The sequence below is a fragment of the Streptomyces sp. NPDC007945 genome, assembly GCF_042958885.1.
Lineage (GTDB): Bacteria > Actinomycetota > Actinomycetes > Streptomycetales > Streptomycetaceae > Streptomyces.
This window is the reverse complement of the sequence record NZ_JBIBJV010000008.1, coordinates 160,501-182,430: the sequence shown is the minus strand read 5'-3', so window position 1 is coordinate 182,430 and position 21,930 is coordinate 160,501. Positions and strand designations below refer to the sequence as shown.

7 protein-coding genes are annotated in these 21,930 nt (G+C 75.1%); 2 read left to right on the top strand and 5 right to left on the bottom strand.

Annotation, left to right across the window (positions count from 1 at the left end; all coding sequences use genetic code 11):
* Positions 1-4 precede the first annotated feature (4 nt).
* Complete coding sequence (locus tag ACFZCF_RS25015; RefSeq protein WP_391288901.1) at positions 5-13,762, bottom strand: SDR family NAD(P)-dependent oxidoreductase; 13,758 nt, start codon at positions 13,760-13,762, stop codon at positions 5-7.
* Positions 13,763-14,037: 275 nt separating this feature from the next.
* On the opposite strand from ACFZCF_RS25015, the gene ACFZCF_RS25010 reads away from it, so the two are divergent.
* Complete coding sequence (locus tag ACFZCF_RS25010) at positions 14,038-14,415, top strand: SgcJ/EcaC family oxidoreductase (RefSeq protein ID WP_189955219.1); 378 nt, start codon at positions 14,038-14,040, stop codon at positions 14,413-14,415.
* 147 nt (positions 14,416-14,562) lie between these two features.
* On the opposite strand, the gene ACFZCF_RS25005 is transcribed toward ACFZCF_RS25010, so the two are convergent.
* Positions 14,563-15,330: an SDR family oxidoreductase gene (locus tag ACFZCF_RS25005; RefSeq protein ID WP_359533981.1), complete on the bottom strand. Its 768-nt coding sequence runs from the start codon at positions 15,328-15,330 to the stop codon at positions 14,563-14,565.
* 428 nt (positions 15,331-15,758) lie between these two features.
* Here ACFZCF_RS25005 and ACFZCF_RS25000 point away from each other — a divergent pair, with 428 nt between their 5' ends.
* The gene (locus ACFZCF_RS25000) at positions 15,759-18,245 is read left to right on the top strand and encodes a BTAD domain-containing putative transcriptional regulator (protein ID WP_391288898.1); all 2,487 of its coding nucleotides are present in this window, start codon (positions 15,759-15,761) and stop codon (positions 18,243-18,245) included.
* 73 nt (positions 18,246-18,318) lie between these two features.
* Here ACFZCF_RS25000 and ACFZCF_RS24995 read toward each other — a convergent pair whose 3' ends face one another.
* The 3 genes from ACFZCF_RS24995 to ACFZCF_RS24985 all read right to left on the bottom strand — a co-directional run bounded on the left by ACFZCF_RS24995 (position 18,319) and on the right by ACFZCF_RS24985 (position 21,875).
* Entirely contained in the window at positions 18,319-19,902 is a 1,584-nt protein-coding gene (locus tag ACFZCF_RS24995) for an aspartate aminotransferase family protein (RefSeq protein ID WP_388449410.1), read from the bottom strand.
* 126 nt (positions 19,903-20,028) lie between these two features.
* Positions 20,029-20,793: an alpha/beta fold hydrolase gene (locus ACFZCF_RS24990; RefSeq protein WP_391288896.1), complete on the bottom strand. Its 765-nt coding sequence runs from the start codon at positions 20,791-20,793 to the stop codon at positions 20,029-20,031.
* 101 nt (positions 20,794-20,894) lie between these two features.
* Positions 20,895-21,875, bottom strand: a complete 981-nt coding sequence (locus ACFZCF_RS24985; protein WP_391288894.1) for a 3-oxoacyl-[acyl-carrier-protein] synthase III C-terminal domain-containing protein — start codon at positions 21,873-21,875, stop codon at positions 20,895-20,897.
* Positions 21,876-21,930 lie beyond the last annotated feature (55 nt).

Below are 21,930 nucleotides of genomic sequence, written 5' to 3'. Positions count from 1 at the left end.
GTGCTCACTCCAGCTCGTCGAGCAGGGCGAACAGTTCTTCGTCGCTGGCGCTCTCCAGGTCCGCGTCGTCGTCCTCGCGGCTGCCGGGGGCGGCGTCGGCCCCGGCCGTCTCGGCCAGGCTGAGCAGTTCGCGCAGCCGGGCCGTGAGGAGGGCCTGGCCGTCGGAGCCGGCGGCCGCCACCTCCTTGATCAGCGAGGTGAGGCGGGAGAGTTCCTTGAGGACGGGTTCGGCGGACGGGGTTCCGTCGAGGCCGAGCTGGTCGCGGAGGTGGGTGGCCAGGCTGCCGGGGTTCGGGTGGTCGAAGACCAGCGTGGTCGGCAGCCGCAGGCCGGTGGCGGTGTTGAGGCGGTTGCGGAGCTCGACGGCGGTCAGCGAGTCGAAGCCCAGCTCCTGGAACGCCCGGTCGGCGTCGATCGCCGACGGGTCGGCGTGCCCCAGCACACCGGCGACCTGCGCCCGCACCAGGTCCACGAGGGCCGCTTCCTGCTGGCCCGGCGACAGGGCCGCGAGCCGTTCGGCGAGGGAGGCGCCGCCGGCCTGGTCGGCCGTTGCGGCGGCCGCCGCGCGCTTGGGTGCCCGGCGGACCAGGCCGCGCAGCAGAACGGGCGGTTCGGTGTCCGCGGAGCGCAGCGCCGCGGTGTCGAGGCGCGTGACGCCGAGGACGGCCTCGCCGGTGGCGGAGGCGGCGTCGAAGAGCTCCATCGCCTCGGCCGTGCGCAGCGGCAGCAGGCCCGAGCGGGCGAGGCGCTTGATGTCGGCGTCCGTCAGGCTGCCGGAGAGGTCGCTGCTCTCCGCCCACAGGCCCCAGGCCAGCGACAGGCCCGGCAGGCCCTGGGCCCGGCGGTGTGCCGCGAGGGCGTCGAGGAAGGTGTTGCCGGACGCGTAGTTCGCCTGTCCCGCGGTGCCGAGGAGGCCCGCGATCGAGGAGTAGAGGACGAAGGCGGTGAGGTCCAGGTCGCGGGTGAGCTCGTGGAGGTTCCACGCCGCGTCCACCTTGGGCAGGAGGACGGCGTCGAGCTGCTTCCGGTCGAGGGCGGAGAAGACGCCGTCCTCGACGATGCCGGCGGTGTGGACGACGGCGGTCAGCGGCTGCTCGGCCGGAACCGCGGCCAGCAGTGCGGCCAGCGCCTCCCGGTCCGTCACGTCGCACGCCGCGACCGTCACCGACGCACCGGCCTCCTCCAGCTCCGCACGCAACTCCGCCGCACCCGGCGCACTCTCACCCCGCCGGCTGACCAGCAGCAGATGCCGCGCACCGTGCTCGGCCACCACGTGCCGGGCAAGGACGGCACCCAACGCACCCGTCGCACCCGTGATCAACACCGTCCCCGCGTCCCAACGAGCAGCGGAACCGGCATCGGAATCGGCCTGCGCACGCGCCAGCCGCGGCACGAGAAGCGACTCGGCCCGGACCGCGACCTGCGGTTCACCCGTCGCCAGAGCGGCAGCGAGAACACGGTCGGACGCCTCGGACGCCTCGGCCGGGTCCAGGTCGACCAGGACGATCCGCCCCGGGTTCTCGGTCTGCGCCGAACGCACCAGACCCCACACACCCGCGTGCAGCAGATCCGACACATCCCCACCACCGACGGACACCGCACCACGCGTCACGACGACGAGCCGCCCGTCCGCGAACCGCTCGTCGGCCAGCCAGGAACGGACCGCGTCCAGGACCTGGGCCACGGCGGCGCGCGCCGCCTCGCCCGTCATGGCACCGCCGGGCGCCGCGGGCAGGACGACCAGGCCGGGCGCCGCCGGCACCTCCGACACGTCCGTCGCGCCGGACGGCAGCTCGAAGCGGTCCTCGGGCAGGGCGGGCTCGCCGGTGGGAGCCGGCAGCGCCGTCCAGGCGACGCGGAGGAGCCCGTCCCGCGTGCCCGAACCGGCGGCGCGCAGGGCGTCGACGGAGAGCGGGCGCAGGTGCAGGGTCTCCACGGTGGCGACGGGCGCGCCGGCGCCGTCGGTGACGGTGATGGCGGCCTGCAGGGTGTCGGGGTCGGGGCTGTTCAGGGCCAGGCGTACGCGCAGGGCGGTGGCGCCGGTGGCGTGGAGGGCGGCGCCGCTCCAGGCGAACGGCAGCCAGGACCGGCCGTCCTTGTCGGCGACGCCCGGGAGCAGGGTGTGCAGGGCGGCGTCGAGGAGGGCCGGGTGCAGGCCGAAGCGGGCCGCGTCGGCACGCTGCTCCTCCCCCAGGGCCACCTCGGCGAAGAGCTCGCCCTCGCCCTTCCACACCCGCCGCAGACCCTGGAACACCGGACCGTAGCCGTAGCCCTGCTCCTGGAGCCGGTCGTACGCGCCGGTCAGGTCGACCTCCTCGGCCCCGGCGGGCGGCCAGGCCGCGAGCGCCTCGGGAGCGGGGGTCCGGTCGGCGGCGAGGGTGCCGGTGGCGTGCCGGGTCCAGCCGGTGCCGTCGGCGTCCGCCTCGGGCCGGGAGTGGATGTCGACGGTGCGGCGGCCGGTGTCGTCGGCGGCGCCGACGGCGACCTGGAGGTGCAGGGCGCCGGTCTCGGGCAGGACGAGCGGGGCGGCGAGCGTGAGTTCCTCGACGTGGCTCGTGCCGGTCTCCTCGGCGGCGCGGGCGGCGAGTTCGAGGAGTCCGGTGCCGGGCAGGAGGGTCACTCCGGCGACGGCGTGGTCGGCGAGCCACGGGTGGCCGCCGCGGGAGACGCGGCCGGTGAGGACGTACTCGTCCCGGTCGGCGAGGGCGACGGCGGCGCCGAGCAGCGGGTGGTCCGTGCCGGACAGGCCGAGGCCGTTCGCGTCGCCGGTGCCGCCGGCGGGGCCGTCGAGCCAGTACCGGGCGTGCTGGAAGGCGTACGACGGGAGGGCGGTCCTGCGGGCGCCCGGGAAGACCGTGTCCCAGGCGACGGGCGCGCCGGAGGCGGCGAGCAGGCCGAGCACGGCGGCGAAGGAGCGGCCCTCGGGGCGGTCCCGGCGCAGGACGGGGGCGACGACTCCGGGGTCGTCGGTGAGGCAGTCCTGGACGAGGGCGGTGAGGACGCCGTCGGGGCCGAGTTCGATCCACTCGGTGACGCCGACGGCCTCCAGGGTGCGCACGCCGTCGAGGAAGCGGACGGCCTCGCGGATGTGGCTCGCCCAGTAGTCGGCCGAGGCGAGCTGCTCGGGGGTGGCGAGGTCGCCGGTGAGGTTGGAGACGACCGGGATGCGGGGGGCGTGGTAGACGAGCCCGCCGGCGACCTCCCGGAACTCGTCGAGGACCTCCTCCATGTGCGGGGAGTGGAAGGCGTGGCTGACGGACAGCACCTTGGCCTTGCGGCCCTTCTCCTTCCACGCGGCGGCGAGGGCCGCCACGTGGTCGGCGTCGCCGGAGATCACCGTGGACGACGGGCCGTTGAGCCCGGCGACGGTGACGGCGGCGCCGGCGGGGAGTCCGGCCAGTTCGGCGCGGACCTCGTCCTCGGTCGCCTGGAGCGCGGCCATGGCGCCGCCCTCGCGGGCGGCCTGCATGAGCCGTCCGCGTTCGGCGACGAGGACGCAGGCGTGGTCGAGGTCGAGGACGCCGGCCAGGTGCGCGGCGGTGACCTCGCCGATCGAGTGGCCGAGGAGGTAGTCGGGGGTGATCCCGTGGTGTTCGAGGAGCCGGAAGAGGGCGGTCTCGACGGCGAACAGGGCGGCCTGGGTGAAGGCGGTCTGGTCGACGAGGGCGGCGTCGGCGGAGTCGGCCGGCGCGAACAGCACCTCCTTGAGGGGGCGCGGGAGTTCCTGGTCGAGGCGTCCGCAGACCGCGTCGAACGCGGCGGCGTACACGGGCGAGGTCTCGTACAGCTCCCGGCCCATGCCGAGCCGCTGGGAGCCCTGGCCCGTCAGCAGGAACGCGGTCTTCCCGCGCCGGGCGGCGGCCCGGACGACGTCCTGCGAGGCCTGGCCGCGGGCCAGGGCGTCGAGTCCGGCGAGGAGCTCGTCGCGTCCGGTGCCGGTGACGACGGCGCGGTCGTCGAGGAGGGCCCGGGTGGTGGCGAGGGACCAGCCGATGTCGGCGGGGTCGGTGCCGGGGTTCTCGGTGACGTGCGCGTGGAGGCGGGCGGCCTGGGCGCGGAGCGCGTCCTCGCCGCGGGCCGAGAGGAGCCACGGGGTGACGGGGACGGCCGGGCCGGCCGGCCGCTGCGCCGGCTGGCCGCCGGTGGTCTTCGCCGGGGGCTGCTCGATGATGACGTGGGCGTTGGTGCCGCTGATGCCGAAGGAGGACACGGCGGCCCGGCGGGGCCGGCCGGCCTCGGGCCACGGGGTCTCCTCGGTGAGGAGTTCGATGGCACCGGCCTCCCAGTCGACGTGCGGGCTGCGCTCGTCGGCGTGGAGGGTGCGGGGCAGGACGCCGTGGCGCATCGCCTCGATCATCTTGATGACGCCGCCGACGCCCGCCGCGGCCTGGGAGTGGCCGATGTTGGACTTCAGCGAGCCCAGGTAGAGCGGCCGGTCCTCGGGCCGGTCCTGGCCATAGGTGTTGAGCAGGGCCTGCGCCTCGATGGGGTCACCGAGGCGGGTGCCGGTGCCGTGCGCCTCGACCGCGTCCACGTCGGCGGCCGTCAGGCCGGCGGTGGCCAGGGCCTGGCGGATGACGCGTTCCTGGGCGGGGCCGTTGGGGGCGGTGAGGCCGTTGCTGGCGCCGTCCTGGTTGACGGCCGAGCCCTTCAGCACGGCGAGGACCTGGTGGCCGTTGCGCACGGCGTCGGACAGGCGCTCGACCAGCAGGAGGCCGACGCCCTCCGCCCAGCCGGTGCCGTCCGCGTCCGCCGAGAACGACTTGCTGCGACCGTCGGGCGAGAGGCCGCGCTGGCGCGAGAACTCCACGAAGACGCTGGGTCCGGCCATCACGGTGACGCCGCCGGCGAGGGCGAGGTCGACCTCGCCGCTGCGCAGCGCGTTGGCGGCGAGGTGGAGGGCGACCAGGGACGAGGAGCAGGCGGTGTCCACGGTCACGGCCGGGCCTTCGAGGCCGTACGTGTAGGAGAGCCGGCCGGAGACGACGCTGGAGAGGTTGCCGGCGAGGAGGAAGCCCTCGAACTCCTCGGGGCTGGCGGGCAGCCGGGCCGCGTAGTCGTCGTACATCGCGCCGGTGTACACGCCGGTGTGGGAGCCGCGGAGGGTCGTCGGGTCGATGCCCGCGCTCTCGAAGGTCTCCCAGGCGGTCTCCAGGAGCAGCCGGTGCTGCGGGTCGGTTGCGGTGGCCTCGCGCGGCGAGATGCCGAAGAACTCCCGGTCGAACAGGTCGGCGTCGTGGAGGAAGCCGCCGTGGCGGACGTACGAGGTGCCCGTCTGCTCCGGGTCCGGGTCGTACAGGTCGTCGAGGTTCCAGCCGCGGTTGGCGGGGAACTCGCTGATGGCGTCGACGCCGTCGGCGACGAGCCGCCACAGGTCCTCGGGCGAGGACACCCCGCCGGGGTAGCGGCAGGCCATGCCGACGATGGCGATGGGCTCGTTCGCGGTCGCGGTGGCGGGTGCCTTCGCGGGGGCGGCGGGCGCGGCGGTGCCGGCGGCGCCCTCGGCCTTGCCGAGGAGGAACGTGGCGACCGCGGCGGGGCTCGGGTGGTCGAAGACCAGGGTGGCGGGCAGCCGGAGCCCGGTGGCGGCGTTCAGCCGGTTGCGGAGCTCGACACCGGCGAGGGAGTCGAACCCGGTGTCCTTGAAGGCCCGTTCGGGGTCGACGGAACGGGCGTCGGCGTGGCCGAGGACGGTGGCGACGACACCGCGCACCAGGTCGAGGACGGCGGTGGCCCGCTCCTCCGCGGAGAGCGCGGCGAGCTGCGCGGCCCAGTCCGAGCCGGACGCGCCCGGGCCGGACGCCGCGGCCCGGCGGGCACGGGCGGCGGCCGGAACGAGGCGGCGCAGCAGGGCGGACGGCTCGCCGGCGGCGCGGAGCCGCGGCAGGTCGAAGGCGGCGGGGACGGCGAGGGCGTCGCCCAAGGCGAGGGCGGCGTCGAAGAGGGCGAGGCCGCGGGCCGCGTCGAGCGGGTTGATGCCGGCGCGGGTCCAGCGGGCCAGGTCGGCCTCGCCGAGTCCGGCGCCCATGCCCTGCTGGGCGTCCCACAGGCCCCAGGCCAGGGACAGGGCGGGCAGGCCCTGGGCGTGGCGGTGGGCCGCCAGGGCGTCCAGGAAGGTGTTGGCCGCCGCGTAGTTGGCCTGCCCCGCGGTGCCGGTGATGCCGGACACCGAGGAGAAGAGGACGAAGGCCGACAGGCCCAGGTCGCGGGTGAGGTCGTGCAGGTGCCAGGCGGCGTCGACCTTGGGCGCGAGGACCGTGGTGAGCTGCTCGGGGGTGAGCGCGGCGACGGTGGCGTCGTCGAGGACGCCGGCGGTGTGGACGACGGCCGTCAGCGGGTGCTCGGCGGGGACGCCGGCGAGCAGGGCGGCGACGTCGTCGCGGTCGGCGGCGTCGGCGGCGGCCACGGTGACGTGGGCGCCGAGGGCGGTGAGTTCGGCGGTCAGTTCGTCGGCGCCGGGGGTGGCGGGGCCGCGCCGGCTGCTCAGCAGCAGGTGGCGTACGCCGTGGGCGGTGACGAGGTGCCGGGCGAAGAGGGCGCCGAGGCCGCCGGTGCCGCCGGTCACCAGGACGGTGCCGTCGGGGGCGAAGGCGGGCCGCTGGGCGGCGCCCTCGGACGGGGCGGCTTCCGGCGCGGCGGTGTCCGCCGGGGCGGTGGCGCGGGTGAGGCGGGGCGCGTGGAGGCGCCCGTCGCGCAGCGCGAGCTGCGGCTCACCGGCGGCCAGGGCCCGCGCGAACACCTCGGTGCCGGTGCCGGCTTCCTCGGTGTCCACGTCCAGGAGCACGATGCGGCCCGGGTGTTCGGCCTGGGCGGAGCGGACGAGGCCCCAGACGGGCGCGGCGGCGAGTCCGGCCACCTCGTCGCCGGGCAGCGCCGCCACGGCGCCGTGGGTGACGACGAGGAGCGGCGCGTCGGCGTGCGAGTCGTCGGCCAGGTGCCGCTGGAGCAGGTCGAGCGCGGTGCGGGCCGCGGCGTGCGCGGCGGACGGCCGGTCGCCGGCGGCGCCGGCGGTGACCGGGACGCGGAGGACGACGGGCTCGGGCGTGGCGTCGGCCGACCGGTCGGCGACCTCCTGCCACTCCACGCGGTACAGCCCGTCGGGCGTGGTGTCGGCGGCCCGGGAGAGGCGGGCCTTGGGCACCGGGCGCAGGGTGAGGGCCGCGACGGACGCCACCGGGGCGCCGGTCGTGTCCGCGAGCAGCAGGGAGACCGTGTCGGGGCCCGCGGGCGAGATCCGGACGCGCAGGGCGGTGGCCCCGGACGCGTGGAGGACGGTGTCGGACCAGGCGAAGGGCAGCCGGATCTCGTCCGGCGAGCTGTCCTTGGCGGCGTCGAGGACCAGCGGGTGCAGGACGGCGTCGAGCAGCGCGGGGTGCACGCCGAAGCGGGCGGCCCGCTCGTGCTGGTCCTGCGGCAGCCGGATCTCGGCGTACACGTCGTGGCCGGCGCGCCAGAGGGCGGTGAAGCCCTGGAAGGCGGGCCCGTACCCGTATCCGAGTTCCCGGAGGCGGTCGTAGACGCCGTCGAGGGGCTCGGCCACGGCGCCGGCGGGCGGCCACTGGCGGAGGTCCTCGGGGGCCTCGGCGGCGGTCGCCGGGGCGAGGGTGCCGGTGACGTGGCGGGTCCACAGGGCCTCGCCGTCGGTGAGGGGCGCCGTGTCGTCCGACACGCGCGTCTCGGGCGACGAGTGGACGGTGAACGGGCGGGCGCCCGTGGCGTCGGGGGCTCCGACGGTCACCTGCACGCGCACCGCGCCCTGGCGGGGCAGGACGAGCGGCGCCTCCAGGGTGAGCTCCTCGACGCGGCCGGCGCCGGTCTGGTCGCCCGCCGCGACGGCGAGCTCCAGGAAGGCGGTGGCGGGGACGAGGACGGCGCCGCCGACGGTGTGGTCGGCCAGCCAGGGGTGGGCGCTCAGGGAGAGGCGGCTGGTGAGGACGACGTCCTCGCGGTCGGCGAGCCGGACGGTGGTGGCGAGCAGCGGGTGGTCCGCCGGGTCCAGGCCGAGGCTGCGGGCGTCGCCCGAGGCCTGCGGGGCCAGCCAGTAGTGGGCGCGCTGGAAGGCGTACGTGGGCAGGTCGGCGGCGGGCCGGGCGCCGGGGAAGAACGAGGCGCGGTCCAGGGGCGCGCCGGCCGTGTGGGCGCCGGCGATGCCGGCGAGGAGGGTGCCGGGCTCGGACCGTCCGGACCGCAGCAGCGGGAAGGCGCGGGCCGTCGCGGTGGCGAAGGAGCCGGTGGCCATCGCGGTGAGGACGGCGTCGGGGCCGACCTCGACGAAGACGGTCGCGCCCTGCTCCTCCAGGGTGCGGACGGCGTCGAAGAAGCGGACGGCCTCGCGGATCTGGGTGACCCAGTACGCGGGCGAGGTGAGCAGGCCGGGTTCGGCGAGCGTGCCGGTGACGGTGGAGACGACGGGGACGGCCGGCTCGCGGTAGTCCAGCTCCTCGGCCGTGCGGCGGAACTCGTCGAGGACGGAGTCCATGTGCGGGGAGTGGAAGGCGTGGCTGACGGTGAGCCTGCGGGTCCTGCGGTCGCGGGCGCGCCACGTCCCGGCGATCTCCTCGGCGGCGTCGGCGTCGCCGGAGATGACGACGGCGGTGGGTCCGTTGACGGCGGCGAGTGCGACGCGGCCCTCGTAGCCGGTGAGGCTCTCGGTGATCTCGTCGGCCGTGGCCTCGACGGCGATCATCGCGCCGCCTTCCCGCGCGGCCTGCATCAGCCGGCCGCGGGCGGCGACCAGGCGGGCCGCGTCGGCGAGCGAGAACACGCCGGCGGCGTGCGCGGCGGCGAGTTCGCCGATGGAGTGGCCGGCGAGCAGGTCGGGGGTGAGCCCGTGGTGTTCGAGGAGCCGGAAGAGGGCGACCTCGACGGCGAAGAGGGCGGGCTGGGTGTAGGTGGTGAGGTCGAGCAGCTCGGCCTCGGGGGTGCCGGGCTCGGCGAACAGGAGCTCGCGCAGCGGCCGGTCGAGGTGCGGGTCGAGGCTGTCGACGACCTCGTCGAGGGCGCGCGCGAACACCGGGTGGGCGGCGTACAGTTCGCGGCCCATGCCGGCGCGCTGGGCGCCCTGGCCGGTGAAGACGAAGGCGGTGCGGCCGGCGCGGGCGGCGTCGCCGGTGACGACGTGGACGGCGTCGGTGCCGCGGGCGAGCGCGTCGAGTCCGGTGAGGAGGTCCTCGGTGGTGGAGCCGTGGACCGCCGCCCGCTGTTCGAAGGCGGTGCGGGTGGCGAGGGCCGCGCCGACGGACGCGGCGTCCGCGGTGTCGGGCTGCGCGGTGAGGTGGGCGTGGAGGCGGGCGGCCTGCTCGCGCAGCGCGTCCTGGTCGCGGGCGGACAGCACCCACAGGGCGGGCGCGGCCGGGGCGGCGCCGTCGTCGGTGGCGGCGGGGGCCGGGGCCTCGTCGTCGCCCTGCTCCAGGACGACGTGGGCGTTGGTGCCGCTGATGCCGAAGGAGGACACGGCGGCCCGGCGGGGCCGGCCGGCCTCGGGCCACGGGGTCTCCTCGGTGAGGAGCCGTGCCGCGCCGGACGCCCAGTCGACGTGCGGGCTGGGCTCGTCGACGTGGAGGGTGCGGGGCAGGACGCCGTGGCGCATCGCCTCGACCATCTTGATGACGCCGCCGACGCCCGCCGCGGCCTGCGCGTGGCCGATGTTGGACTTCAGCGAGCCCAGGTAGAAGGGGCGGTCCTCGGGCCGGTCCTGGCCGTAGGTGGCGAGCAGGGCCTCGGCCTCGATGGGGTCGCCGAGCCGGGTGCCGGTGCCGTGCGCCTCGACGGCGTCCACGTCGGCGCCGGTGAGTCCGGCGTCGGCGAGCGCCTGCCGGATGACGCGCTGCTGGGAGGGGCCGTTGGGGGCGGTGAGGCCGTTGCTCGCGCCGTCCTGGTTGATCGCGGTGCCGCGGATGACGGCGAGGACGCGGTGGCCGTGGCGGCGGGCGTCCGAGAGCCGCTCGACGACGAGGAGGCCGACGCCCTCGGCCCAGGAGGTGCCGTCGGCGGCGGCGGAGAACGACTTGGAGCGGCCGTCGGCGGCGAGGCCCCGCTGGCGGGAGAACTCGACGAACATGCCGGGCGTCGACATGATGCTGGCGCCGCCGGCGATGGCCATCCGGGACTCGCCCTGCCGGACCGAGCGGACGGCCATGTGGAGGGCGACGAGGGACGACGAGCAGGCGGTGTCGATGGTGACGGCGGGGCCGACGAGGCCCAGCTGGTAGGCGATGCGGCCGGACATGACGCTGGGCGTGGTGCCGGTGAGGAGGTGGCCCTCGACGGCCTCGGCGCCCTCGTGCATCCGCGGCCCGTAGTCGAGCGTGGTGGCGCCGACGAAGACGCCGGTGCGGCTGCCCTTCAGGGTCTCCGGGTCGATCCCGGCGCGCTCGACGGCCTCCCACGCGGTCTCCAGGAGGAGCCGCTGCTGCGGGTCCATGGCGAGGGCCTCGCGGGGGGAGATGCCGAAGAAGCCGGCGTCGAAGGAGCCCGCGCCGTGCAGGAAGCCGCCCCGGTCGACGGCGCTGCGGCCGCTGCGGTCCGGGTCGGGGTCGAAGAGGTCCTCGGCCCAGCCGCGGTCCTCGGGGAAGCCGCCGATGGCGTCGACGCCGTCGGCGACGATCCGCCACAGTTCCTCGGGCGAGGCGACGCCGCCCGGGTAGCGGCAGGCCATGCCGACGATCGCGATGGGCTCGTCGTCTCCGGCGGGGGTGAACAGGTCGTCGTCGGCGTCCCGGACGCCGGTGAGCTCGGCGAGCAGGTGCTCGACCAGGGCGGCCGGGGTGGGGTGGTCGAAGAGCAGGCCGCTGGGCAGCCGGAGCCCGGTCGCGGTGGCGAGGGCCTCCCGCAGCTCGACCGACATCAGCGAGTCGAAGCCGAGGTCCTTGAACGGCAGCCGTGCGTCGACGGCCGTGGGGCTCGCGTACTCGAGGACGGCGGCGACGTGGGCGAAGACCAGGTCGGTGACGGTGGTACGGCGCTCGGCCTCGCCGAGGCCCGCGAGCCGCTGGGCGAACGCTCCGCCGTGGGCGCGCGGTGCGGCGGCCGCGTCCGTGCCGGCCGGAAGGACGTCGCGGGCGGGCGCGTCGGGGAGCTCGGCCGCGGCGCGGGGGGTGCCGGAGACCCAGTACGGCTGCCGCTGGAAGGCGTAGGTGGGCAGGGCGACCTGGCGCGGCGAGGAGCCCTCGAAGGCGCGGGTCCAGTCGACGGGGGCGCCGTGCACGAAGGCGGCGGCGAGCGCGGAGGCGAAGGTCTGCGCCTCGTCGCGGTCGCGGCGCAGGACGGGGACGGCGGTGACGTGGTCTGCGGCGGCCACCGAGTCGCGGGTCATCGCCGACAGCACACCGTCGGGCCCGAGTTCGAGGAAGACGCCGACTCCGGCGGCCTCCAGGGTGCCGACGGCGTCGGCGAAGCGCACCGCGCCCCGCACCTGGTCGGCCCAGTAGGCGGGCGTCCGCAGGTCGTCGCCCTCCGCGAGGCGGCCGGTGAGCGTGGAGACGACCGGGATGACCGGCTCGGCATAGGTGAGCTTCGCCGCTTCCGTACGGAAGTCGTCGAGCATGCCGTCCATGTGCGGGGAGTGGAACGCGTGGGAGACCGTGAGCCGCTTCGTCTTACGGCCCTGCTCACGGAGCTTCTCCGCGACCGCGAGGACCGCGTCCTCGTCACCCGAGATGACCACGGACGTCGGACCGTTGACGGCCGCGATTGCGACCCGGCCCTCAAGCAGCGGAAGAACCTCGTCCTCCGCCGCCTGAACCGCCACCATCGCACCACCCGACGGCAGCGCGTCCATCAACGACGCACGCGCCACCACCAGACGGCAGGCATCCTCCAGAGACAGCACCCCGGCGACGTGGGCGGCGGCCAGCTCGCCGATCGAGTGACCGGCCACGAAGTCCGGGCGCACACCCCACGACTCCACCAGACGGAACAACGCCACCTCGACCGCGAACAACGCCGGCTGCGTCATCCCCGTCCGGTCCAGGTTCTCGCCCGACGCGATGACCTCGCGCAGCGACACCTTCAGCAGACCGTCCAGGACACCGACGACCTCGCCGAAGGCCTCCGCGAACTCCGGGAACGCCTCGGCCAGTTCGAGGCCCATCCCGGCGCGCTGGGCGCCCTGGCCCGTGAACAGGAACGCGGTCCGGCCCGCCTCGGCCGCGGCGCCGGTGACGGCGCCGGGCGCGGGGTCTCCGGCCGCGAAGGCGGCGGTGGAGGCGAGGAGTTCGGCGGAACCGGCGCCGAGGACGACGGCCCGGTGGTCGAAGAGGGTGCGGGTGGTGAGGAGCGACCAGCCGATGTCGGCCGCGTCGGGCGCGCCGGCGCCGTCGGTGAGGGCCTGGTGCAGGCGGGCGGCCTGGGCGCGCAGCGCCTCGGGGGTGCGCCCGGAGAGCACCCAGGGGGTGAGCCCGGCCGGCGCGGCTGCGGCCGGCTCTCCGGCGGGGGTCGCGCTCTCGCGGACGGGGCTCTCGGCCACGACGACGTGGGCGTTGGTGCCGCCCATGCCGAAGGAGGAGACGCCGGCGACGAGTTCGCGCTCGGGGTGCGGCCAGCCGGACAGTTCGCGCTGCACGGCGAGGCCGAGCGCGTCGAGCGGGATGGCCGGGTTGGGCGTCTCGAAGTTGAGGCTCGGGGGGAGCTCGCGGTGGGAGAGGCTGAGGAGGGTCTTGATGAGGCCGGTGATGCCGGCGGCGCCTTCGAGGTGGCCGACGTTGGTCTTGGCGGAGCCCACGTGCAGGGGCTCGCCGGCCGGGCGGTCCGCGCCGAGGACGGCGCCGAGGGCGGCCGCCTCGATGGGGTCGCCGACGGGGGTGCCGGTGCCGTGGAGTTCGACGTACTGCACCTCGGCGGGGGTGACGCCGGCCTTGGCGTAGGCCTCGCGCAGGACCTGCTCCTGGGCGGCGGCGCTGGGCACGGTGAGGCCGGGGGTGGCGCCGTCGTTGTTGACGGCGCTGCCGCGGATGACGCCGTAGATGCGGTCGCCGTCGGCGAGGGCGCGGTCGAGGGGCTTCAGGACGACGACGCCGGCGCCCTCGCCGCGGACGAAGCCGTTGGCGCGGGCGTCGAAGGTGTAGGCGGTGCCGTCGGGCGAGAGGCCGCCGAAGCGCTCCTCGGCGAGGGCGGCCTCGGTGAGCAGGTTGAGGTTCACGCCGGCGGCGATGGCGGTCTCGGACTCGCCGGTGCGCAGCGACTCGCAGGCGAGGTGGACGGCGACGAGCGAGGAGGACTGGGCGGCGTCGACCGTGAGGCTGGGGCCCTGGAGTCCGAGGAAGTAGGAGACGCGGTTGGCGATGACGCCGCGGTTGACGCCGGCCATGGTGTGCTGGGTGACGGCCTGGTCGCCGTGGCGGTAGACGAGTCCGGCGTAGTCGTCGCGCAGGGTGCCGACGAAGACGGCGGTGCGGCTGCCCCGGAGGGTGGCGGGGACGACTCCGGCGTCCTCCAGGGCCTCCCAGGCCAGTTCGAGGACGATCCGCTGCTGCGGGTCCATGGCGGCGGCCTCGCGGGGGGAGATGCCGAAGAACGCGGCGTCGAAGTCCTGCACCCGGTCCAGGAAGCCGCCGCGCCGTACGCCGTCGTGCGCGGCCGGCGTGGAGTGCTCCAGGCGGCCCTCCGGTGCTTCGGTGATGGCGCTCGAACCGTCGCGGAGCAGGGTCCAGAATGCGTCCGGGTCGGCGGCGTGGGGGAGCCGGCAGGAAATTCCCACCACAGCGATGCCCGCACCATTCCCGTTTCCCGGACCGTTGACGACAGGGGTGTGTTCGACCGTCATCGCGCTCGACTGACCTTTCATCGCAGAAGCACAGAAGAACTGTCCGACTTCATCATCGAAAACAGGCAGACAGCTGAAGCCCGATCGAACTTACCGACCGTCGCTAATTGCCTCGTTCTGGCTCGGTAATGTTCCGGTAGGCCCCTGGTCACGGCGGTGGAATCCGCGCCGGAGAGCGGGCGGTTACCTTGCGGTGAGCGGTGGGTGAGTCGGGTTCGGATAGCTTTTCGGAAAAGCTTCCGCCAGACCGAGATGAAAGTGGGACCGGATTCGCCATGGCAATTGAACTCACCGACGACGCCACCAAGATGACGGAGCTCTACCAGAAGGCGTTCAACACCGGTGACCCGAATGTGGTCAACCAGCTGTACACCGACGCCGCCGTGACGGTGTGGGAGCCCGGCCAGCCGAAGACGGGTCAGGAGCGCAAGGACGCGCTGGCCGAGTTCCTCGCCCTCAAGCCGACGATGAACGCCAAGCTGCGCACCGCCTACGTGGCCGGCGACGCCGCGCTCCTGGTCGTCGACTGGACGATCGACGTCACGGGCCCGGACGGGACCGAGGAGCACCACGAGGGCGTCGGCAACGACGTCCTGCGCCTCGGCGAGGACGGCAAGTGGCGCTTCGCCATCGACCACCCGTTCGGCAACTGAGCTCCGGGCGGGAAAAAGGGTCCGGCCCCCGCCGTGGGCGGGGGCCGGACCTGGGGTGGTGCTCACCGAGTCGTACGGTGGGTGGGCGCTCCCTGAGGAGCGCCCACCGGGTGGGTACCCGCCGGGACGTGCCCGGCGGGTACCGGCTCAGCCCTCCTGCGGGGCGGAGATGTGCTGCGCCAGACCACCGTCGACCGGCAGCTTGACGCCGGTGGTGAAGGTGGCGTCCGCGGCGAGGAAGAGCGCGGCGGCGGCGATCTCGTCGACCGAGCCGTGGCGCTTCATCGGGGTGATGGCGTCGCCCAGCGCGTGGAAGCCCGCGCGCTCCTCGGCGGAGAGGCCCGCGGCACCGGCGGTGGGGGTGTCGATGAAGCCCGGCTGCACCGCGTTCACGCGGATGTTGCGCGGGAGCAGCTCGGAGGCGAGCACCTGGGCGAAGGACCACAGGGCGGCCTTCGACGCCGAGTAGACGCCCATGCCCGGGGTGCCGGTGACGTCGGCGATCGAGGTCGTGAAGACGATGGCGCCACCCTCGTTGATGAGCGGGGCCAGGGCCTTGACGGTGAAGAACGCGCCCTTGGTGTTGATGTTGAACTGGCGGTCGTAGGACTCCTCGGTCACCAGCTCCAGCGGGCCGAGCTCCGAGATGCCGGCGTTCACGAAGACGTAGTCGAGCGAGCCGACCTTGTCCTTGACGGTGGCCGCGAGGGCGTCGATGTCGGCGAGGACGGCGGTGTCGGAGACCACGGCGTGGCCCTTGTCGCCCAGGGCGTTCTTGGCGTCCTGCAGGTTCTTCTCGCTGCGGCCGGTGACGATGACCTCGCCGCCGCCGTCGACGAAGTGCTTGGCGATGGCCAGGCCCATGCCGTTGCTGCCGCCGGTGACGAGAGCCTTCTTGCCTGCGTACTTGCTCATTCTCTACTCCTTGTGATTCCAGCACTCGCGCTGGTCGGCCGTCTCGTGCGCCGCCGGCCGGACGCCCTCATGGAAACACGGCACCCTGGAGGGCTACTTGAGGTTTCATCCAGGCTTCTGACCTGCGCCCGGGATCCGCCCGGAGGGGTGGGAAACACCCCAAACACGGGCTCCACGGGGGTTCCACGGGGCCTCTACGGACCTTCGAGAGGCCTCTGCGACCCTGGGCGCGGGGCGCTGTCGGCCGCATGCCGTCGTACCGGACCCGTAGCCCTGAGCGTCGCCGTCATCTTCCCGGTGCGCGGCTCGATGCTCAAGGGCCGGCTCGGAGTCGAGTCGGGATCATGCGGCCCCTGCCCCCCGGGTGGGGCTGCGAGCGAGGGCAGTCCACGACGACGATCGCGCGGGGGAACATGATGCGGTTTCGGATGTTGGGGCCACTGGAGATCACGGCCGACGACCAGTCGCTTGCGCTGGGGGGGTCGAAGCAGCGGGCGACCCTGGGGTTCCTGCTGCTGCGCGTCAACAAGGTGGTGGCGACCAGTCAGCTCCTGAAGGCCCTGTGGCCGGAGGACGAGGCACCCAACTCGGCCCGGAAGATCCTCCAGAACACGGTGTGGGGCCTGCGCCGGGTGCTGGCGGCCAGCGGGGACAACACCTCCGGCTGCGATCCGAACGCCCCCTGGGTCGTCACCCAGCAGCCCGGCTACATGCTCCGGGTCAGCACCGACCAGATCGACCTGTTCCGGTTCCGGGCGCAGGTCGAGGAGGGCCGGGCGCGGCTCGCGGCGGGCAAACCGGACCTGGCCGCCCAGCAGTTGAAGGACGCCCTGGCGCTGTGGCGCGGTCCGGTGCTCGCCGACCTCGTCGAGGGCGGTGTGTGCTGGCCCGAGCTGGCGGCCGTGCAGGGCACGCGCCTGGACGCCCTGGAGGACTACTTCGAGGCCGAGCTGGCCCGGGGCCGCCACCAGGCGATCCTCGGCGAGCTGGAGACCCTCGTCGAGACGGAGCCGCTGCGGGAGCGCGCCTGCGGCCAGCTGATGCTCGCCCTGTACCGCTGCGGCCGGCAGGCGGACGCGCTCAGTGTCTACGCGCGCGTACGGGCGGAGCTGGTGGAGAACCTGGGCCTGGAGCCCGGGCACGACCTGCGGCTGCTCCACCAGGCCATCCTCAACCAGGACCCCGAGCTCATCCTCCCCAGCGTGCCCATGTCCGCCCAGCAGTCCCTGCCGATGGGCTGGTCCGCGGCCCGTCCGGTGGCCCTGGCCGACCTCTCCCCCGCCGCGACCGTCCTCGCCCCGCCATCCGGCGCACCCGCCGCCCCCCGCGCGGTGGACCGCCCGCGGGCCGAGGCGGGCTCCACCCTCATCCCCGCGCAGTCCCGCGGCCTTCCGGACCGGGCCGCGCCCGCGGCCCCGCCGTCGGGCGCGACGGCGTACGGCACCGGAGAACTGGCCGCCCCGGCGGGCCGCTCCCGGGTGTCGGCCGAGCGGAAGTGGCTCGGCGTGCTGCTGATCCGCACCGAACCGACGCCGGAGGCCCTGGAGTCGCCCGGCGACGTCGTCGACCGGTCGCTCGCCGAGACGTCCGCCGCCGTCCGCGAGGAGGTGGAGCGGCTGAACGGCACGCTCGCGGCGGCCATCGGCTCGGTGTCCCTGGCCCTGTTCGGGGTGCGCCGCAGCCACGGCGACGACACGGCCCGGGCGGTACGGGCCGCCCTGGCCGTACGGGACCGCCTCGCGCACACCGGGCTCGTCGAGTTCCGGGCCGCCATCGACACCGGCGAGGTCCTCGTCCACTTCGGCCCGGACGACGAGACCACCCCTCCCCGGGTGAGCGGCCGGCTCCTGGACGGCGCTCAGACGCTCCTCGCGGGCATCCCCGCCGGCGAGATCCACGCCAGCGCCGGCGTGCACCACGCGACCGAGACCGCCTTCTCCTATCTCCCCACGGACGGTCCGGGCACCGGCTGGAAGCTCACCGGACCGCGCCGCGACCGGCCGGGCCTGCACACCCTCCCGATCGTCGACCGCGAGTACGAACTGGAGCTGCTGAGCGGCCTGGTGGAGCTCGCCGAGCACCGGGCGGCGCCGCACCTCGTGACCCTGGTCGGCGCCGACGGGGTGGGCAAGACCCGGCTGGTGATGGAGCTGGGCCGCCGGGTGGCGGGCCGCCCCGACCTCGCGCAGTTCCTCGCCGCGACCACTCCCGCGCCGGACGCGGCCGACGCGGGCCCCCTCGCCGTGCCGGCCGAGCTGCTGCGCGCGTACTGCGGGATCCTCCCCGGCGACCCGCCGGAGAAGGTGCGGAACAAGCTGGCCCGGCCGTTGCGGGAGCTGCCGCCCGGTTCGCCGTCGGACCCCGACGACGAGCGCGCGCTGTCGCTCCTGTTGTCCCTCTTCACCGACGCCGGGGCGGACGCGGACCGGGGAGCCGGCGGCGCGCGTACGGCCGACGTCCTGGACGCCTGGCGCTCCCTGCTCGTGCGGGCCGCGCGGGTGCGACCCGTGGTGATCGCCGTCGACGACCTGCACCTCGCCGACGACCTGCTGCTCGACTGCCTGGAGCGGCTGCCGGAGGAGGCCGGCCCGGTGCCGCTGGTGGTGGTCGCGGCGGCGCGCCCCGAGCTGCGCGAGCGCCGGCCGGTGTGGGGCGCGGCCGCCCCCCACACCACCACCCTCACCCTGGCGCCGCTCTCCGACACCGCGGTGGACCGGCTCCTCGACCTGCTGGTCACCGAGCCGACGGCGGGGATGGACAAGCGGAACGGCGGGATGCTGCACCGGACGCTCCAGGGTGCGGCGTGCCATCCGCCGGCCGACCGCCGCCGCCAGGTGCGCGAACTGCTGCGGCTCGCCACCCCGCTGCCGGAGCGGCCGACCGGCAACAAGTCACCGGAGTCCTTGGTCGGTTGACGATCCCGCAGGTCCCTCGGGAGGCTCCGGGCTTCGCGCCCGGGGCCTCCCGGCGTCCGGGAGAAGGGCCGGGTCAGCGACCGGTCAGCCGGGCCTCGTCCGCGTCCCTCAGCACCTCGGCGACGGCCCGCAGGCCGGCTTCGAGCTGGGCGATCTCCGCGTCCGTGACCAGCACCGACGGGGCGAACCTGAGGGTGTTGCCGGCGCTCGCGGTGGGGAAGGTACGCACCCGGTGCTCCCGCAGCAGGAAGCCGGCGAGGTGGTAGCCGAGCAGCCCCGAGCGGGCCCCTTCGGCGATCACCTCGGACGCCGAACCGGACTGCTCGTGGAACTCCAGGCCCTGCATCAGGCCCCGGCCCCGCACGTCCTTCACCACGTCGGGGAAGTCGGCCCGCACCTTGCCGAGGGCGTCGGCGAGCCGGGCCCCGCGCTCCTCGGCGAGCCGGTAGGCGCGGCCGCCGTCGGCCTCCAGCATGTCCAGCACCTTGAGGGCGATGCGCGTGGAGAAGCCGTCCTTGGCGAAGGTGGAGCTGTGCACGAGCTCGAACTCGTGGCGGTAGCGGCTCTGCCGGGTCAGCATGACCGAGGTCTTCGCCAGACCGCCGCCCAGGCTCTTCGCCAGGACGTAGTAGTCGGCGTGCAGCCCGATCGCCGAGCTGGCCAGCATCCGGCCGGTCCGGCCGACGCCGCTCTGGATCTCGTCGACGACGATCGGGACGCCCGCCGCCGCGCACTCCCGCTGGATCTCGGCCGCGAACTCCTCCGAGAGCGGGACGATGCCGCCCTCGCCCTGGATGGGTTCGAGGAGCAGCGCCGCCACGCCCGGGAAGGCGTGCTCCACGACGACGACCCGGCCGCCGCGCACGGCGAGTCCGTGCAGGACGGTCCGCTCCTCGGCGAGGGTCCGGCGGAGCGCCTCGGCGTCCTCGCGCGGCAGGAAGCGGGCCTGCGCGGCCAGGGCGGTGAACGGGGTCCGGTAGCCGGGGTTGTGGGTGAGCTGGACGCTGCCCACGAGCTTTCCGTGGAAGGAGCCCTCCAGGGTGAGGAACACCGGGGCCCGGCCCGCCACGGCGGCGTTGCGGCGCTCGACCTCGGCGGCGAGCGCCTCGAAGCCGGTGGCGCCGTCGGCGGCCGGCACCTCCAGGGCGCCGAAGGCCTCGGCGGCCACCACGGCCTCGCCGGTGAGGACGGCGGCCCGCGCCTCCGCCAGCTCCGCGGCGACGGCCTCGGCGAGCTCGCCGGCCCGCATCACCCGGTCCAGCTCGGCGTGCTTGACGGCCGCCTCGATGGCCTCCGCGCCGCTGTTGCCGAAGATGGCGAAGTACGGCTCGTCCGTGCCGAGTTCGCGCTGGAGGATGCGGTTGAGCCGGCCCGCGACGGCGTCCGCGTCCGGGTGCCGGGAGAACTGCGCGAGCACCGGGGTCCCCCAGTCGAGCAGTTCCCTGGCGTGCGCGACGAGCTCCGGGTGGTTGTGCCCGAAGAAGAGCGAGCCGTATCCGCCCGCCGCGTCGAACACCTCGACCTCACGGCCGTCCCGGCCCTCGTAGTACAGGGAGTTTCCCGAGGCCCGCTTGTAAGCGACGTCGAGCCCCACGGAGCTGAGAAAACCGAGAATGTACGGCTCCGCCAACTCGGGTTGCTGTGTCTTGGAATTCATGCCCGCCCTCTTTCCGGCCACGTCGACCACGTCGACCACGAAGCGATGCGGCGACCCTAGCCGCGGCCTGCAACCGGAAGGCCTCTCCCTTTTCTCCCCCCGGGTCATGCCGCGGTCATCGGCCGCTCATTTCCCGGCGGTGGGCACGGTCACGGAACCGGCGGTGAGCGCGGAATGGACGACGCGGGCGACATCGGCCGTCCGGCCGTCGAGATAGAAATGCCCGCCGGGGAAGATCCGCACGTCCGTCCTGGCCTCGGTGTGCTCCCGCCAGGCGGCGGCGCGGTCCGTGGTGACCACCGGGTCGCTGTCGCCGACGAGGACGGTGAACGGCATGGAGAGCCGGGGCCCTTCGGTCCAGGCGTAGGAGCCGATGGCACGGTAGTCGGCGCGCAGGCTGGGCATCACCATGGCCATGATCTCCGGGTCCTCCAGGACCTGGCTGCCGGTGCCGCCGAGCCGGCGGATCGCGGCGATCACCGCCTCGTCGTCGTCCATGCGGTCCAGCGGGTTGCGGAACGGCGTCGGCGCGCCGCGGCCCGACAGGAAGAGCCGCACCGGGGCCGGGAGGTCCTGGCCGGCGAGGCGGCGGGCCGTCTCGTAGGCGAGGACGGCGCCCATGCTGTGCCCGAAGAAGGCGTACGGCCGGTCCAGGTGCGGGACGATCTCCCGGGCGATGGCGTCCGCGAGCCGCTCGATGTCGTCGATCGGCTCCTCCAGGCGCCGGTCCTGCCGGCCCGGGTACTGCACGGCCACCACGTCGAACGCCGGGTTCAGCTCGCGGGCCAGGCCCACGTAGGCGCTGGCCGCGCCGCCGGCGTGCGGAAAGCAGAAGAGCCGCGGACCGCTCGCGCGTATCGCGTCGAACCGCCGGAACCACTCACCACTCATGATGTCTCTCCCCTGTCGTTGCCTGGGCCGGCTCCGTCGTCGGAGCGGCCCTCGTCCGTACCGATGTGCCGAGAACCCCGCGGCGCCGTGGGCGGGGGTGGTCAGCGGATGATCTCCACCACGGCGCAGCCGACGGTGCGCGCACAGCCGCCGACGAGCGCCACGAGGTCCCCGGGCCGTACCGCGCCGGTCTCCAGGAGGTGGGCGAGTCCGGCGATCTGGTCGCCCGCGCCGAGGTGCCCCACCTGCCGGCCCCAGTCCCAGGTGGTCCGGCTCTCGTCGATCCCGTCGGCGGTGCGCCACCGCCAGACCGCGGAGTCCCGGCCGGTGTTGGGGAAGACGAAGCGCGCGACGTCGTCGAGGGTGTGTCCGGCCTCGGCGACGGCGGTGCGCACGGCCTCCCGCTCCCGCGTGGCGAGGAGGGACGCGGCGCCCGGTCCGTCGCCGGCGCGGCGGCGGCAGTCGATGGCGGAGGGCGCCTCGCGCCAGGCGAGGTCGGCGCGGAACAGCGTGCCCTCGGGCGGTTCGCCGAGGACCGCGGTGGAGAGCAGCCGGGCCACTCCCCCGGTGCGGGTGAGGACGAGCCCGGTGGAACCGTCGCCGAGGACCGCGCCGCTGGTGTGCCGGTAGCGGTCGCAGTCGGCGGCGCCTCCGGCGTCGGTGGTGGCGACCAGCGCGACGCCGTCGCCGTCGAGCGCGTCCAGGTAGGCGGCGGCCGTGTGCAGGGCCAGCACTCCGCCCCCGGCGGGGCGTACGACCTCCAGGGTGGTGGCACGGTGGCCGGCCACCGTCTCCCGCACCCGTGCTCCGGCGGTCCCCTGGAGCGAGCCGCAGCGGGTCGACTGGGCGTGGACGACGAGGTCGAGTTCGCGCCCGGCGCGGCCCGCGGTGCGCACGGCGTGCGAGGCGGCGGAGTGGGTGAGCTGTTCGGCGCTCCCGCGCTCGGCGACGCACACGGCGTCGTAGCCGTCGCGGCGCCAGGTCCGGAGGCTGTAGCGCCCGGCGGTCACCGCGGGGCGAATGGGTTCACGTCGTCCCAGCCGGACCGTGGCAGCACCGACGTACACGCTGTCCCACCGCATCGTCCACCCCTTCATCCGAACGGCCAGCCTGTCACAGGCCGCTCGAAGCGCCGTC